The 12,787-nt window shown below is 47.6% G+C and carries 16 protein-coding genes; 8 read left to right on the forward strand and 8 right to left on the reverse strand.

Features of this window, described 5'->3' with window-relative positions; all coding sequences use genetic code 11:
• The 3 genes from IJ369_RS02160 to eno all read left to right on the forward strand — a co-directional run.
• Positions 1 to 90 (forward strand): triose-phosphate isomerase (locus IJ369_RS02160; protein WP_290715502.1); only part of this gene is annotated, 90 nt, incomplete at its 5' end.
• A gap of 34 nt (positions 91 to 124) precedes the next feature.
• Entirely contained in the window at positions 125 to 1,672 is a 1,548-nt protein-coding gene (gene gpmI / locus IJ369_RS02165; protein ID WP_290715471.1) for a 2,3-bisphosphoglycerate-independent phosphoglycerate mutase, read from the forward strand.
• Between the two features lie 43 nt (positions 1,673 to 1,715).
• Positions 1,716 to 3,029, forward strand: a complete 1,314-nt coding sequence (gene eno, locus IJ369_RS02170) for a phosphopyruvate hydratase (protein WP_290715474.1) — start codon at positions 1,716 to 1,718, stop codon at positions 3,027 to 3,029.
• 126 nt (positions 3,030 to 3,155) lie between these two features.
• Here the strand turns inward: eno and IJ369_RS02175 are convergent, their stop codons facing one another.
• A complete protein-coding gene (locus IJ369_RS02175) occupies positions 3,156 to 3,383 on the reverse strand; it encodes an alpha/beta-type small acid-soluble spore protein (protein WP_290715475.1) in 228 nt (75 codons plus the stop codon).
• Between the two features lie 249 nt (positions 3,384 to 3,632).
• Between IJ369_RS02175 and IJ369_RS02180 the strand changes: the two genes are divergently transcribed.
• From IJ369_RS02180 to IJ369_RS02195, 4 genes are all read left to right on the forward strand, one after another.
• On the forward strand, positions 3,633 to 5,084 hold the full coding sequence (locus IJ369_RS02180; protein WP_290715477.1) for an aminoacyl-histidine dipeptidase: 1,452 nt from the start codon (positions 3,633 to 3,635) through the stop codon (positions 5,082 to 5,084).
• A gap of 23 nt (positions 5,085 to 5,107) precedes the next feature.
• Positions 5,108 to 6,262, forward strand: coding sequence for an AI-2E family transporter (locus tag IJ369_RS02185; RefSeq protein WP_290715479.1), 1,155 nt, complete (start codon positions 5,108 to 5,110; stop codon positions 6,260 to 6,262).
• A 106-nt stretch (positions 6,263 to 6,368) separates the two neighbouring features.
• A complete protein-coding gene (locus IJ369_RS02190; protein ID WP_290715481.1) occupies positions 6,369 to 6,827 on the forward strand; it encodes a SoxR reducing system RseC family protein in 459 nt (152 codons plus the stop codon).
• 92 nt (positions 6,828 to 6,919) lie between these two features.
• Positions 6,920 to 7,279: a C-GCAxxG-C-C family (seleno)protein gene (locus IJ369_RS02195; RefSeq protein ID WP_290715483.1), complete on the forward strand. Its 360-nt coding sequence runs from the start codon at positions 6,920 to 6,922 to the stop codon at positions 7,277 to 7,279.
• Positions 7,280 to 7,296: 17 nt separating this feature from the next.
• On the opposite strand, the gene IJ369_RS02200 is transcribed toward IJ369_RS02195, so the two are convergent.
• On the reverse strand, positions 7,297 to 8,307 hold the full coding sequence (locus tag IJ369_RS02200; protein WP_290715486.1) for a hypothetical protein: 1,011 nt from the start codon (positions 8,305 to 8,307) through the stop codon (positions 7,297 to 7,299).
• Positions 8,308 to 8,349: 42 nt separating this feature from the next.
• Here IJ369_RS02200 and IJ369_RS02205 point away from each other — a divergent pair, with 42 nt between their 5' ends.
• Positions 8,350 to 8,616, forward strand: a complete 267-nt coding sequence (locus tag IJ369_RS02205; protein WP_290715488.1) for a hypothetical protein — start codon at positions 8,350 to 8,352, stop codon at positions 8,614 to 8,616.
• 174 nt (positions 8,617 to 8,790) lie between these two features.
• On the opposite strand, the gene IJ369_RS02210 is transcribed toward IJ369_RS02205, so the two are convergent.
• The 6 genes from IJ369_RS02210 to IJ369_RS02235 form a co-directional block, all read right to left on the reverse strand.
• The gene (locus IJ369_RS02210; protein WP_442859658.1) at positions 8,791 to 9,210 is read right to left on the reverse strand and encodes an aspartate carbamoyltransferase regulatory subunit; all 420 of its coding nucleotides are present in this window, start codon (positions 9,208 to 9,210) and stop codon (positions 8,791 to 8,793) included.
• Between the two features lie 4 nt (positions 9,211 to 9,214).
• On the reverse strand, positions 9,215 to 10,126 hold the full coding sequence (gene pyrB, locus IJ369_RS02215) for an aspartate carbamoyltransferase (protein WP_290715492.1): 912 nt from the start codon (positions 10,124 to 10,126) through the stop codon (positions 9,215 to 9,217).
• A 3-nt stretch (positions 10,127 to 10,129) separates the two neighbouring features.
• On the reverse strand, positions 10,130 to 10,768 hold the full coding sequence (gene pyrE / locus IJ369_RS02220; RefSeq protein ID WP_290715494.1) for an orotate phosphoribosyltransferase: 639 nt from the start codon (positions 10,766 to 10,768) through the stop codon (positions 10,130 to 10,132).
• Positions 10,769 to 10,784: 16 nt separating this feature from the next.
• Positions 10,785 to 11,489 (reverse strand): orotidine-5'-phosphate decarboxylase, encoded by a 705-nt coding sequence (gene pyrF, locus IJ369_RS02225; protein WP_290715497.1) that lies wholly within the window; start codon positions 11,487 to 11,489, stop codon positions 10,785 to 10,787.
• On the reverse strand, positions 11,486 to 12,400 hold the full coding sequence (locus IJ369_RS02230) for a dihydroorotate dehydrogenase (RefSeq protein ID WP_290715500.1): 915 nt from the start codon (positions 12,398 to 12,400) through the stop codon (positions 11,486 to 11,488). The genes pyrF and IJ369_RS02230 overlap by 4 nt, the downstream gene beginning before the upstream one ends.
• Positions 12,394 to 12,787 (reverse strand): iron-sulfur cluster-binding protein (locus IJ369_RS02235; RefSeq protein ID WP_442859657.1); only part of this gene is annotated, 394 nt, incomplete at its 5' end. The genes IJ369_RS02235 and IJ369_RS02230, both read right to left, overlap by 7 nt.

Below are 12,787 nucleotides of genomic sequence, written 5' to 3' on the forward strand. Positions count from 1 at the left end.
CTGTTTGCTATGGAAGATATCGATGGCGGTCTGGTTGGCGGCGCAAGTTTAAAAGAAGAATTTGCTTCTATCGTGCATTACAATAAATAATGAAAGCTTTCTGAATGGAGGCGAGAATCAAATAATGAATAAAAAAACAACAGTTTTGATGATTTTGGATGGCTACGGCATCAATGAAAAAGAAGAGGGCAACGCCATCAAACAGGCAAAAACTCCTGTGATGGATGGCCTGATGGAAAAATATCCTTCCACCATCGGCTATGCCAGCGGCTTGGACGTTGGTCTGCCTGCAGGGCAGATGGGCAATTCCGAAGTAGGCCATCTGAATATGGGCGCAGGCCGCGTGGTCTATCAGGAACTGACACGTATCACAAAATCTATCGAGGATGGGGATTTCTTCGAAAATCCCGACTTGCTGGCAGCGGTGGAACATTGTAAGAAAAATGATTCCGCACTGCATCTGTATGGTCTGCTTTCTGATGGTGGCGTGCACAGCCATAATACCCACCTGTACGCACTGCTGCAGCTGGCGAAAAGAAATGGCCTGGAAAAGGTATATGTCCATGCTTTTCTGGATGGCAGAGATACTCCTCCCGCATCCGGTGCGGATTATGCTGCTCAGTTAGAAGAAAAAATGCGTGAGATCGGCGTAGGCAAGATCGCGACGGTCATCGGCAGATTCTATGTCATGGACAGAGATAAACGCTGGGAACGCGTGGAAGAAGCCTATAATGCCATGGTTCTGGGCAGAGGTGCGACAGCCTCCGATGCGGTACAGGCCATTAGGGCTTCCTATGAAGCGGGCAAAACAGACGAATTCATGGTACCTACGGTGATCGTAAAAGAAGACGGCATGGCAGTTGGTAAGATCAATGACCATGATGCAGTCATCTTCTATAACTTCCGTCCCGACAGGGCAAGGGAAATCACACGCTCTCTGTGTGATCCTGATTTTGATGGTTTCAACAGAGAAAAAGCACCTCAGGATCTGAAATATATCTGCTTTACAGAATATGACGTAACGATCCCCAATAAAGAGGTGGCATTCAAGCCCCAGAAGCTGACAAATACCCTGGGTGAATATCTTTCTTCCAAAGGTCTGAAACAGCTGAGAACGGCGGAAACAGAAAAATATGCCCATGTTACGTTCTTCTTCAATGGTGGCGTGGAAGAACCCAACCCCAATGAAGATAGATGGCTGGTACCTTCTCCCAAGGTTGCCACATACGATCTGCAGCCCGAAATGAGCGCAGTGGAAGTAACAGACGGTCTGGTGAAAGCCATCCGTTCTGGTGAATATGATTTCATCATTGTAAACTATGCTAACCCCGATATGGTAGGCCACACAGGCATCATGGAAGCGGCCATTAAGGCGGTGGAAACAGTGGATACCTGTATCGGCAGGGTGATGGATGCGTTGTTGGAAGTGAATGCGCAGATGTTCATTTGCGCTGACCACGGCAACAGCGATCAGCTGATCGATTACGAATCAGGCGATGCCTTTACAGCCCATACGACCAATCCCGTTCCCTTTATCCTGGTGAACTATACAGATGGCGTTGGCTTGAAAGAGGGCGGCAAACTGGCGGATATCGCGCCTACGCTGCTGGAAATGATGGGCATTCCCAAGCCCGCAGAAATGACAGGAGAAAGCTTGCTGGTAAGCAAGTAAGATATTGTGGGGACAGAGTCCCTAAAAAAGGAGGATATAAGAAATGAAAGGTTATTACGAAATCACAGATGTATACGCAAGAGAAATTCTGGACTCCAGAGGCAATCCTACAGTAGAAGTGGAAGTTATCGTTGATGATTGCATCGTTGGCAGAGCAGCTGTTCCCAGCGGCGCATCCACAGGTGCTTTTGAAGCAGTAGAACTGCGCGACGGCGGCGACAGATACAACGGCGTGGGCGTACAGGATGCAGTAGATAACGTAAACAACATTATCGCTGATGAAATCATTGGTATGAATGCTCTGGATCAGGTTGCAGTTGATAAAGCAATGATCGCACTGGATGGCACACCCAACAAAGCAAAACTGGGCGCAAACGCAATTCTGGGCGTTTCCATGGCAGTTGCAAAAGCAGCAGCAGAAGCACTGGATCTGCCTCTGTATCAGTACCTGGGCGGCTTCAATGCGAAAACAATGCCCGTTCCCATGATGAACATCATGAACGGCGGTAAACATGCTGATAATACAGTAGACGTACAGGAATTCATGATCATGCCCGTTGGTGCAGAATCCTTCAAAGAAGCCCTGAGAATGTGTGCTGAAATCTACCACAAACTGAAAAAAGTACTGAAAGACAAAGGCCTGTCCACAGCAGTTGGTGACGAAGGCGGCTTCGCTCCCGACCTGCCCACAGCAGATGCGGTTATCGACCTGATCAAAGAAGCGGTTGAAGTTGCTGGCTACAAATGGGGCGAAGACATCAAGATCGCTCTGGACCCTGCTACAACAGAACTGTATGATGAAAAAGATGGTAAATATCACTTCCCCGGCGAAAGCAAGATGGCTGGCAAGGAAATCGTAAGAACTTCCGAAGAAATGGTAGAATTCTGGAAAGCTCTGGTTGCAAAATACCCCATCATCTCCATCGAAGACGGTCTGGCAGAAGAAGACTGGGAAGGCTGGCAGCTGCTGACAAAAGAACTGGGTGATAAGGTTCAGCTGGTTGGCGACGACCTGTTCGTTACAAACACAACAAGACTGCAGAAAGGTATCGACCTGAAAGCAGGTAATGCGATCCTGATCAAAGTTAACCAGATCGGTACTCTGACAGAAACATTCAACGCAATTCAGCTGGCAAACAGAAACAAAATGACAGCAGTTGTATCCCACAGAAGTGGTGAAACAGAAGACGCAACAATCGCTGATATCGTAGTTGCAGTAAACGCTGGTCAGATCAAAACAGGTGCGCCTGCAAGAACAGACCGTGTAGCAAAATACAACCAGCTGCTGAGAATCGAAGAAGAACTGGACGATGTAGCAGAATATCTGGGTGTTGATGCTTTCTTCAACCTGAAATAAATTTATCATCAAAATAAAGGCGTGGTTTTCCACGCCTTTTTCTTTGTATAAAAAAAGCCCCCTTGTAAAAGATATTTACAAAGGGGCTTTTCAAATTTAGCTTCTAAAAATCAAGATAGCTTATGCTTAACCCTGATTATTTTCCGCCATCATTTTTTCCTGTCTTTCGATCATTTTCTTAACCATATAGCCGCCAACATAGCCATTCTGCGCGGATGTCAGGTCGCCATTATAACCTTTTTTCAGAGGTACGCCGATTTCATTGGCTACTTCAAATTTGAACTGTTCCATAGCTGCTCTTGCTTCGGGTACGTTGATCTTGTTGCTGTTGCCGCTAGAATTATTGTTGCTCATTTTTATAACCTCCTTGAATTTTGCTCGTTTGTGAAATGGTGTTGCTTGGTGTTGCAAAGTTAGTATGTGCCGCCGATGGTGGTTTATGTCAGGAACATCCTGCCATGAAATCTGGCGCATTTTAGCAGTTCGTAGGCGTTGGTGGGTCTTGGAAAATTCTCTTGGGATTTTTTGTCGCAAACAGGATTGACAGAAGGTTTTCAGGGGAATATCATAAGTAGGAATGAATTTTTTTAGGAGGAAAAAACAATGAATGTATTGAGCCATCTTGGTTGTGATAAAGTTTTTTATTATTTTGAAGCCATCTGTGATATCCCTCACGGAAGCTTCCATGAAAAAGCGCTGAGTGATTATATCGTTTCTTTTGCGAAGGAAAGAGGCCTTTACTGCCGTCAGGATGAAAGAATGAATGTTCTCATCAAAAAGCCCGGCACAGTAGGCTATGAAAATTCTCCTGCTCTCATTATTCAGGGGCATATCGATATGGTATGCGATAAAAACGTAGGTACAGAGCATGATTTCCTGACAGAACCCTTGAAGCTGTATATCGACGGCGATTACATCAAAGCCCAGGGAACAACACTGGGCGCAGACAACGGCATTGCTGTTGCCTATATGCTGGCGCTGCTGGATGCACAGGATATCGAACATCCTCCCATTGAGTGTGTATTTACGGTAGAAGAAGAGATCGGTATGGGCGGCGCCACAGAATTTGACGCTTTCGATCTGGAAGGCAAACGCTTCCTGAATATGGATACAGAAGAAGAAGGACACCTGATGGTAAGCTGCTGCGGCGGCAGAAGAATGCGTGTTTATCTGCCCTTGGAAAGGGAAACAAAGAAAGCAGATGCAAAGGCATTTGCGATCCATATTCGTGGTTTGAAGGGCGGCCATTCTGGTGCAGATATCCACTTGCAGAGAGCCAGCGCAAACGTCCTGCTGGGCCGACTTCTGCTGGAGCTGCGTGAAAAGCTGGACTATGCACTGGTAAGAGCTGACGGCGGCAATATGGACAACGCCATCTGCCGTGAAGCGGAAGCAGTCATCGCCATCGATCCTGCGAAGGAATTCGAAGCAGCCGCTATTGTGATGGAACTGCAGAAAGTTTTCTGGGATGAATATAAAGACTGCGAAAGCGATATACTTATGACGATGGAGGCTGTGGAAGAAGTTTCCGAAACGCTGACAGCAGAAACAAGAGACAACCTGATCGCTATGCTGCAGTTGCTGCCTTATGGCGTGCAGACAATGGATGCCAATATGGAAGGTCTGGTGGAAAGCTCCAGCAATATCGGTATTCTGAAAACAAATGAAGACCATATCTATATCGATAACGCAGTGCGCGGCTCTGTGGAAAGCAGAAAAGATGCGATCTGTAAAAAGATTGAAGTATTGGGCGGCCTTTGCGGTGCCAAGGTGGTTGGTGTCAATGATTACCCCGGCTGGCAGTTCAATCCCGATTCTGAACTGCTGGGTATCTTCAAAGATGCCTGGGTGGAAAAATTCGGCGTGGAACCCAAGGTGGTTGCGATCCATGCAGGTCTGGAATGTGGCCTGTTTGCGAAAAAGATCCCCGGTCTGGATCTGATTTCCCTGGGGCCTGATATGCACGACGTGCATACCCCCGATGAACGCCTTTCCATTTCCTCTACCATCCGTGTCTGGGAATATCTGAAACTGGTTCTGACAAAACTGAAATAAAAAAATGCGAAAGAGGGCAGGCTATGCGGCTTCCGTGGAATAAAAAATACATGGAAATAGGCTTTCATGTCATCGTCACGGTTTTGATCCTGGTGGGGATGTGCGGTCTGTTGTTCTGGCTGCCTGATGCGAAAAATGTCATATTACGAACGGCGGGGAATCTCCTCGCCGTTTTTGCGCCCTTTTTCTGGGCACTTTTCTTTACACTGATTCTGGAGCCAATGACAGCTTTCTGGCAACGGTTTTATGAGAAACGCTGTTCTCTGCGGCACAGAAGCCGCATCCGCAATCGAAAGGCAGGTACGCTTCTTTCCTATCTAGCCGTGGGTCTGTTTTTATTTCTGGCAGGCAGCTTTGCGGCGAAAAAGATCGGAAATGCAGACTTGCAGGCTTTGGCGGAGCAGATCAGCGAATATATCCGCCAGGCAGGGGATATTCTTGTGCTTATGAATCTGAAACTGGCAGAAATGGGCATCCTGCAAAATGTAGAGGGCATCCTTTCTGTGTGGACAGAGCAGGTGACTTTGTGGATAGAAAGTAAGATTCTTGGCTTGGCAAACATCCTTCCGAATATCGGCGGCAGTCTGGTGGATATCGTCATCGGGGCCACAGCGGCTTTTTATTTCTTGATGGAAAAGGAGAAGATTTTGCATATTTGCAACGAGATTTTTTCTGTACTGCTGGGGAAACGGGTGACGGGTACGGCGAAAAATATCTTTTATGAAATTTATTCCGTATTTTCCGGCTATCTCAGCGGGCAGATGCTGGATGCGTCTATCATGGCGGTTCTGTTTTCCGTAACATTTACCATCGTTGGCCTGCCCCATGGCATTTTGCTGGGGCTGATCTCCGGCTTTTCCAATCTGATCCCTTATTTTGGCGCCATCATGGCGTTTATTTTGGCGGTGTTTGCGGGACTTTTGAGCGGTACCCCTGCGAAAGCTTTATATGCATCCATTCTGATTTTGCTGCTGCAGCAGATAGACAGCATCTTTATCGTGCCGAAAGCCATAGGAAAGAAAGTGGAGATGCATCCGGTCCTGGTTTTGCTTTCTCTGGCGATTTTTGGGCAGATGTTTGGTTTCTGGGGGCTGCTGTTTGCCGTTCCGTTAGGGGCGCTGTGCAAAGATTTCCTGTTCTGGTTGTATAAAAGAAAAAAATCTGACATTTGTCAATAATTCTTTTAAAAAACCGCTTTTTTTTATGACCATTTTGTTGTATAATCAAACATGGTATGTATGCTGATAACCTGTTAAGGTTGAATATAGAAAGGTGGTCGAAAATATGAAAGGTATAGTTCATGAAATCAAAGACGATCTGGCGCTCGTAAAAATTCATAGAAAAGAAGCATGTGGCGAATGCAGAGCATGCTTTTCCGGTATGACAAAGAGTGAAATGGATATCGAAGCGAAAAATCTGTGCGATGCAGAGGTTGGTGACTGGGTAGAGCTGGAACTGCAGGATAATGCATTCTTTAATGCAGTTGTCATCATGTATGGTCTGCCTTTTATTGGTTTTATCGCAGGTGTTGTTCTGGGGTATTTTGGCCTTGCAAAAGTACTTCCTATGATCCATCCTGCCCTGTGCAGCGTTGTGCTGGGTCTGGTGGGTATTGCGATTGCTCTGCTGTGGATCCATAGCCAGAACCCCCGTTGGGAAAGCGGCAAATATCGTCCCCTGGCAACAAAAATCGTGGAAGAAGACGAAGAAGATGCCGTTTGCAATGGTAATTATTTAGCATAAGATTTGACAGAAAAGAAACCTTCTCGAATGCGAGAAGGTTTTTTCACGTTTGTCCGCTTTTCTCATAGAATGGAGAAGAGGGGGTGAAAGGAATGCTGAAAGCAAGAATTGAAGACTATTGCCATGGTGGGGATAACTGCTCGCAGATTATCCTGCGGGCAGCTGCAGAGGAATATGACTTTTTCCTGCCTGAGGAGCTGCTGGCGGCCTGTGGAGGCATCAGCGGTGGCTTTGGCATCAATGGTATGTGCAGCGGTTTGGTGGCGGTGGTGATGGTGCTGGGGCTGCTGTTTGAGGAAGAAGAGTTGAAACAGAAACGCATTTTGTTTCTGCTGAAAGCCCAGGAAAGGTTTGGTGGCCTGGATTGCTGCAGGCTTTCGGCATTGGGGGTGGATTGCAGCGGGGTTCTGGAGGATATTGCGGAGATCCTGCAGGAAGTCATTGAGCAATAAAAAAGATGTCTGATTTCTCAGGCATCTTTTTCTGTATTTTGGGTCAGAAGAGTGGACTGGGCGATGCTTTGTTTGGCTTTCAGGGCCTCGTTTTCCCGCCGCAGGGCGGCCAGCTCGGCTTCCAGTTTTTCCAGCTGCGCCTTCCAGCGGGCATTGACAGCGGCAACTTCATCGCTTCGCTGGGTCAATAATGTGGTCAGCTCTTCCAATTGCTTCTTGTGGGCCTCCTGAAGGGCTGTATACGCCTTGGAATAGTCCGGCTGAGGAATGGATCGTTTCTGCTCTTCTTTTGCTTCAGGAAGAGGAGAAGGGGTAAAAACAGCCGGCAGAAATCCGTGGCGGGCATTGCCGTAACATTCTGTTGTATTCAGTGCGTCGTCCTGGGCGCCAAGCATCTCGCCCTTCAGGCAGTAGCCGGGGAATTTTTCCATATAGCGCTCCGCCGGGCCAAAGGAGGCGCCACCGTTTTCAGAAACACACCGCATGGGCTGCCCATTGACTGTCCACATGAGGATGACCTTTCCTTCTTCCAGATATGCCAGGCAGTTGTCGCAGTTGGCATCCTCCCAAAGGATGCGGGGCGTGCTGATGGCAGAGGTGTGTTTGTATTGATAGACTACTTGGGTACGGAACATTCCCCGTACGATGTAGATCATATGGATCTTCTCGTTGTCATTGACGATGGAAATATCCACGAAAGGGGAGGGCGTCTGGATGAGAGGTGTGACGCTGCCCATGGTATAGGGCGTCAGAAGCATTTCTCTGGCACTCAGCACGTTTCGCCCTGTCCGATAGTATAAAATGATGTGTTCTCTGCTCAATCTGCGAGCCAGGAAAGGTGTTTTCTGCATAGGCATGAAGCGGTCGATCTGATAGGCCTTTTCCCATTGTCCCTTGCGAAAGACAGTATAGACCAGAGAATCTACATTGGTGGATTCTGTGGGAAGATGATAGATAAGGTGAAGAGAATCCTTTGCAGGCATAAGGAAAAACTTTGTATTGCCTGTTGTCTGGGTATTGCTCATCATGGGGCGATGCTCCCATTTTGAAAAATCTCTGGAAGAGGCTAAATGAAGCTGGCCTTCTCCGCTGGAATAGAGGAGATAAGCCACGTCCTCGTATTGGCAGAGGGAAAAGACAGGAGCTGTCCGTTCGGCGATTTTTTGGGGGAGGGCCCAGCCGTCTGGAGAAAAGCTGCGGCAGAAGATGCTGCCTTGCTCGTAATAAAAAAGATAGAAATAGCCGTTTTTTGTTTTCAGGTATTTTACATGAGGGTTCTGCATGGTATTGCTCCCTTTTGTTTATTCATAACAGTTTATGCAGAAGAGGGAAAATAGAATATAAAAAATCCCCTCTATCTTTTGATAAAGGGGATTTTATTTTGCAAAAATGAAATTTTTACGCATCAAGGTGCAAGGAAATGATTTCCCTGCCAGGGGTCGAAATGGCTGCCAGCATTTCATGCTGGTCAGTTTCGCACTGCAAGCAGTGCTACAGGACAGCGTCCCTCGTTAATTTTTTGCTTTGGATTCGCAGTAAATGCAGCGATATTCGCCGCTTTCTCTATCTGTCAGCTTAAAGATATGAGGGATCTCCTGCTCGATAGAAGTGATGCAACGAGGGTTGTTGCATTGGATGATATTTGTCAGTTTTTCGGGCAGCTGGGGGTGGAATTTTTCCACACATGCGCCGTCTTTGATGACATTGATCGTTACGTTAGGGTCGATATAGCCCAAAATATCCAGATTCAGATCCAGTTCGGCATCGATCTTGATAATATCTTTTTTGCCCATTTTTTCACTGGGAGCATTTTTGATCAGAGCGATGGGGGCGTCCATATGATCCAGGTTCAGGAAATGATACAGTTTCATACCTTTACCCGCTGTGATATGGTCGATCACAACGCCGTTGTTGATTGCGCCAACTTTCATCATTTTACGCCACCTCCAGTAATTTCAGGATCAAAGCCATACGGATATATTTACCGTTTAGTACCTGCTTGAAGTAGCAAGCTCTGGGGTCATCATCCACTGCTACGGAAATTTCGTTTACACGGGGCAGGGGATGCATGATGCACAGGTCTTTCTTCGCAGTTTCCAGCTTATCCATATTCAGGATGTAGCTGTCTTTCAGGCGGATATAGTCAGCTTCGTTAAAGAAGCGTTCCTGCTGCACTCTTGTCATATACAGGATATCCAGAGAAGGCATTGCATCTTCCAGACTTGTTGTTTCTTCGTAGGGGATACCTTCCTTATCCAGCTCCTGAATGATGTATTCGGGCACTTTCAGTTCATCGGGGGAGATCAGCACGAATTTCACGCCTTTATAGCGGCTCATTGCGTGGATCAGGGAATGAACGGTTCTGCCGAATTTCAGGTCACCGCACATACCAACGACCAGATTGTCAAATTTACCTTTTTCTCTCTGGATCGTCAACAGGTCTGCCAGTGTCTGTGTAGGGTGGTTGTGGCCGCCGTCGCCCGCATTGATGATGGGCACGGGAGAACGCATGGAAGCGATCATGGGAGCGCCTTCTTTGGGATGACGCATCGCAATAATGTCTGCATAGCAGCCTACTGCACGTACCGTGTCGGATACGCTTTCGCCTTTTGCTGCAGAGCTGTTGCTTGCGCCGGAGAAACCGATGACACTGCCGCCCAGTTCCAGCATCGCTGCTTCAAAGCTCAGACGAGTACGGGTAGAGGGTTCGAAGAACAGGGTTGCCAGTTTTTTGCGATGGCATTTTTCTGCGTATTTATCGGGGTTTGCAATGATGTCATTGGCTGTAGCGATCAGTTCATCGATCTCTTCTACAGTCAGATCAACGATATCAATGAGACTTCTCATGGATTACATCTCCCTCCAGCTTTCATCACTGGGATTGCTGCGGAATTTCAGCAGACGAGCGATATCGGATTCTTTGATATAGCCTTCTTTTGCAGCAACTTCAGCAACAGCGTCGAAATTGGACAGGCTTACGTTCTTTACATTTGCTTCTTCCAGTCTGTCCAGACCTTTCTGCAGGCCATATGTGAAAATGCTTACAACGCCCAGAACTTCTGCGCCTGCTTCACGCAGTACGTTTACAACTTCGATGCAGCTGCCTGCTGTGGAGATCAGGTCTTCTACTACAACGACTTTCTGGCCTTTTTCCAGTCTGCCTTCGATCTGGTTGTTTCTGCCGTGGTCTTTTGCGCCGGAGCGAACATAACCCATGGGCAGGTCCAGCAGGTGTGCTGTGATCGCCGCATGAGCGATACCGGCTGTGGATGTACCCATCAGCACTTCTGCATCGGGGTATTCTGCTTTGATTGTTTCAGCCAGCGCGTTTTCTACATGGTTTCTCACTTCAACAGATGTCAGAGTCAATCTGTTGTCGCAGTAGATGGGGCTTTTGATGCCGCTTGCCCATGTGAAGGGTTCTTCGGGGCGCAGGAAAACTGCACCGATGGACAGCAGGTCTTTTGCGATCTGTTCTTTAATGTTCATATTCATATCCTCCTAATTAACCTAAAAACTCAGCTACACATCTGTTGTATGCAGCTACGGGATCAGCTGCCTGTGTGATGGGTCTGCCAACTACGATGTAATCGGAACCCAGTTCTCTTGCTTTTGCAGGAGTTGTGACACGTACCTGGTCGCCAACTTCGCCGTCAGCGAAACGTACGCCGGGTGTGACTGTCAGGAATGTTTCGCCGCAAACTTCTTTTACTTTGCCAGCTTCCAGAGGGGAACAAACAACGCCGTCCAGGCCGGAAACCTGTGCGTTTTTTGCATAGTGCATTACGACTTTGTCCAGAGGCTGGTCGATCAGCAGGTCTGCTTTCATTCTTTCTTCGCTTGTGGATGTCAGCTGTGTGACAGCGATCAGCAGGGGACGTGTGCCGTCGGGTCTTGTCAGGCCTTCCAGTGCTGCTTCCATCATAGCGTTCGTGCCTGCAGCGTGCAGGTTGCAGATATCAACATCCAGTGCGGACAGTACGGACATTGCTTTTTTTACTGTGTTGGGGATGTCATGCAGTTTCAGATCCAGGAAGATCTTATGGCCTCTTTCCTTGATTTCTTTTACGATGGCAGGACCTTCTGCATAGAAAAGTTCCATACCTACTTTCAGGAAAGGCTTTCTTTCTTCGTTTTTAAAGTTGTCCAAAAATGCCATCAGGTCTGCTTTGCTGTTAAAATCGCAGGCGATGATTACGTCTTTGCTCATTTGCGGGCACCTCCAATGATATCGTTCAGGTCTTTGATGTTATATTTTTCCATTACACGGGGCAGGTCTTCGATGATCTCCTTACAGATATAAGGATTCACCAGGTTTGCTGCACCGATTTCTACTGCTGTTGCACCTGCCAGCATCATTTCAATAACGTCTTCCGCAGAGGAAACGCCGCCCATGCCGATGACAGGAATATTCACTGCTTCTGCCACCTGGTAAACCATTCTTACAGCCACAGGGAAGATGGCACTGCCGGAGAAACCGCCCATTTTGTTTGCGATGACGGGTTTCTTTGTTTTCAGGTCAATACGCATACCCATCATGGTGTTGATGAGGGCGATACCATCTGCACCGGCTTCTTCACATGCCTTTGCGATGGAAACGATGTCTGTTACGTTAGGTGTCAGTTTGATATATACAGGCTTTGTTGTAACAGCCTTTACTGCTCTTGTGACTGCTGCCGCTGCTTCAGGGTCTGTACCGAAGCTCATGCCGCCGTGGTGCACGTTGGGGCAGGATACATTTACTTCCAGAATACCCACCTGAGGTTCTTTGTCCAGCAGGGAGCATGTGTAAGCGTATTCTTCGATGGAGAAACCGCTTACGTTTGCGATGACGGGTTTGTGGAAGCATTTTGCCAGTTTAGGCAGTTCTTCGGAAATAACCTTATCTACACCGGGGTTCTGCAGACCAACGGAGTTGATCATGCCTGCAGGACATTCTGCAATACGGGGTGTAGGGTTGCCGAAGCGGGGTTCCTTTGTTGTCCCTTTGAAGGAGAAAGTACCCAGAATATTGATGTCATACAGTTCCGCAAATTCATAGCCGTAGCCGAAGGTACCGCTGGCGGGGATGACAGGGTTATCCAGTGTGATGCCGCTGAGGGTCACTTTTGTATTTACCATATGATTTCCTCCTTCACCAGTACGGGGCCGTCTTTACAGATACGTTTGTTGCCATATTTTGTCTGGCAGGAGCAGCCCATGCATGCGCCGAAGCCGCAGCCCATGCGTTCTTCAAAGCTGAGCTGACCGCTTGTTGTTGTCACAGCAGAAAGAGCTTTCAGCATGGGTTCAGGACCGCATGTGTAGAAGTAAGTATAATCGGGGATTGTTTTCACAACATCTGTTACGAAGCCTTTCACGCCAACGGAACCATCAGCTGTTGCTACGTGTACTTCTGCGCCCAGTTTTTCAAATTCTTCTTTATAGAATACTTCTGCAGCTGTGTTGAAGCCCAGGATCACGATAGGGTGCTTGCCTTCTGCGATCAGGTTTTTCGCCAGTCTGTAC

The sequence above is a fragment of the Anaerotignum sp. genome, from assembly GCF_017483025.1.
Taxonomy (GTDB): Bacteria; Bacillota; Clostridia; order Lachnospirales; family Anaerotignaceae; genus Anaerotignum_A.

Bases quoted from the DNA above. Each gene is read 5' to 3' on its own strand.
- IJ369_RS02185 (WP_290715479.1), top strand. From the start codon at position 5,108: ATGCGGCTTCCGTGGAATAAAAAATACATGGAAATAGGCTTTCATGTC.
- IJ369_RS02230 (WP_290715500.1), bottom strand. From the start codon at position 12,400: ATGGTAAATACAAAAGTGACCCTCAGCGGCATCACACTGGATAACCCT.
- IJ369_RS02190 (WP_290715481.1), top strand. From the start codon at position 6,369: ATGAAAGGTATAGTTCATGAAATCAAAGACGATCTGGCGCTCGTAAAA.
- gpmI (WP_290715471.1), top strand. From the start codon at position 125: ATGAATAAAAAAACAACAGTTTTGATGATTTTGGATGGCTACGGCATC.
- IJ369_RS02180 (WP_290715477.1), top strand. From the start codon at position 3,633: ATGAATGTATTGAGCCATCTTGGTTGTGATAAAGTTTTTTATTATTTT.
- pyrE (WP_290715494.1), bottom strand. From the start codon at position 10,768: ATGAACATTAAAGAACAGATCGCAAAAGACCTGCTGTCCATCGGTGCA.
- IJ369_RS02210 (WP_442859658.1), bottom strand. From the start codon at position 9,210: ATGAAAGTTGGCGCAATCAACAACGGCGTTGTGATCGACCATATCACA.
- IJ369_RS02200 (WP_290715486.1), bottom strand. From the start codon at position 8,307: ATGATGAGCAATACCCAGACAACAGGCAATACAAAGTTTTTCCTTATG.
- pyrB (WP_290715492.1), bottom strand. From the start codon at position 10,126: ATGAGAAGTCTCATTGATATCGTTGATCTGACTGTAGAAGAGATCGAT.
- eno (WP_290715474.1), top strand. From the start codon at position 1,716: ATGAAAGGTTATTACGAAATCACAGATGTATACGCAAGAGAAATTCTG.
- IJ369_RS02195 (WP_290715483.1), top strand. From the start codon at position 6,920: ATGCTGAAAGCAAGAATTGAAGACTATTGCCATGGTGGGGATAACTGC.
- pyrF (WP_290715497.1), bottom strand. From the start codon at position 11,489: ATGAGCAAAGACGTAATCATCGCCTGCGATTTTAACAGCAAAGCAGAC.
- IJ369_RS02205 (WP_290715488.1), top strand. From the start codon at position 8,350: ATGAAGCTGGCCTTCTCCGCTGGAATAGAGGAGATAAGCCACGTCCTC.
- IJ369_RS02175 (WP_290715475.1), bottom strand. From the start codon at position 3,383: ATGAGCAACAATAATTCTAGCGGCAACAGCAACAAGATCAACGTACCC.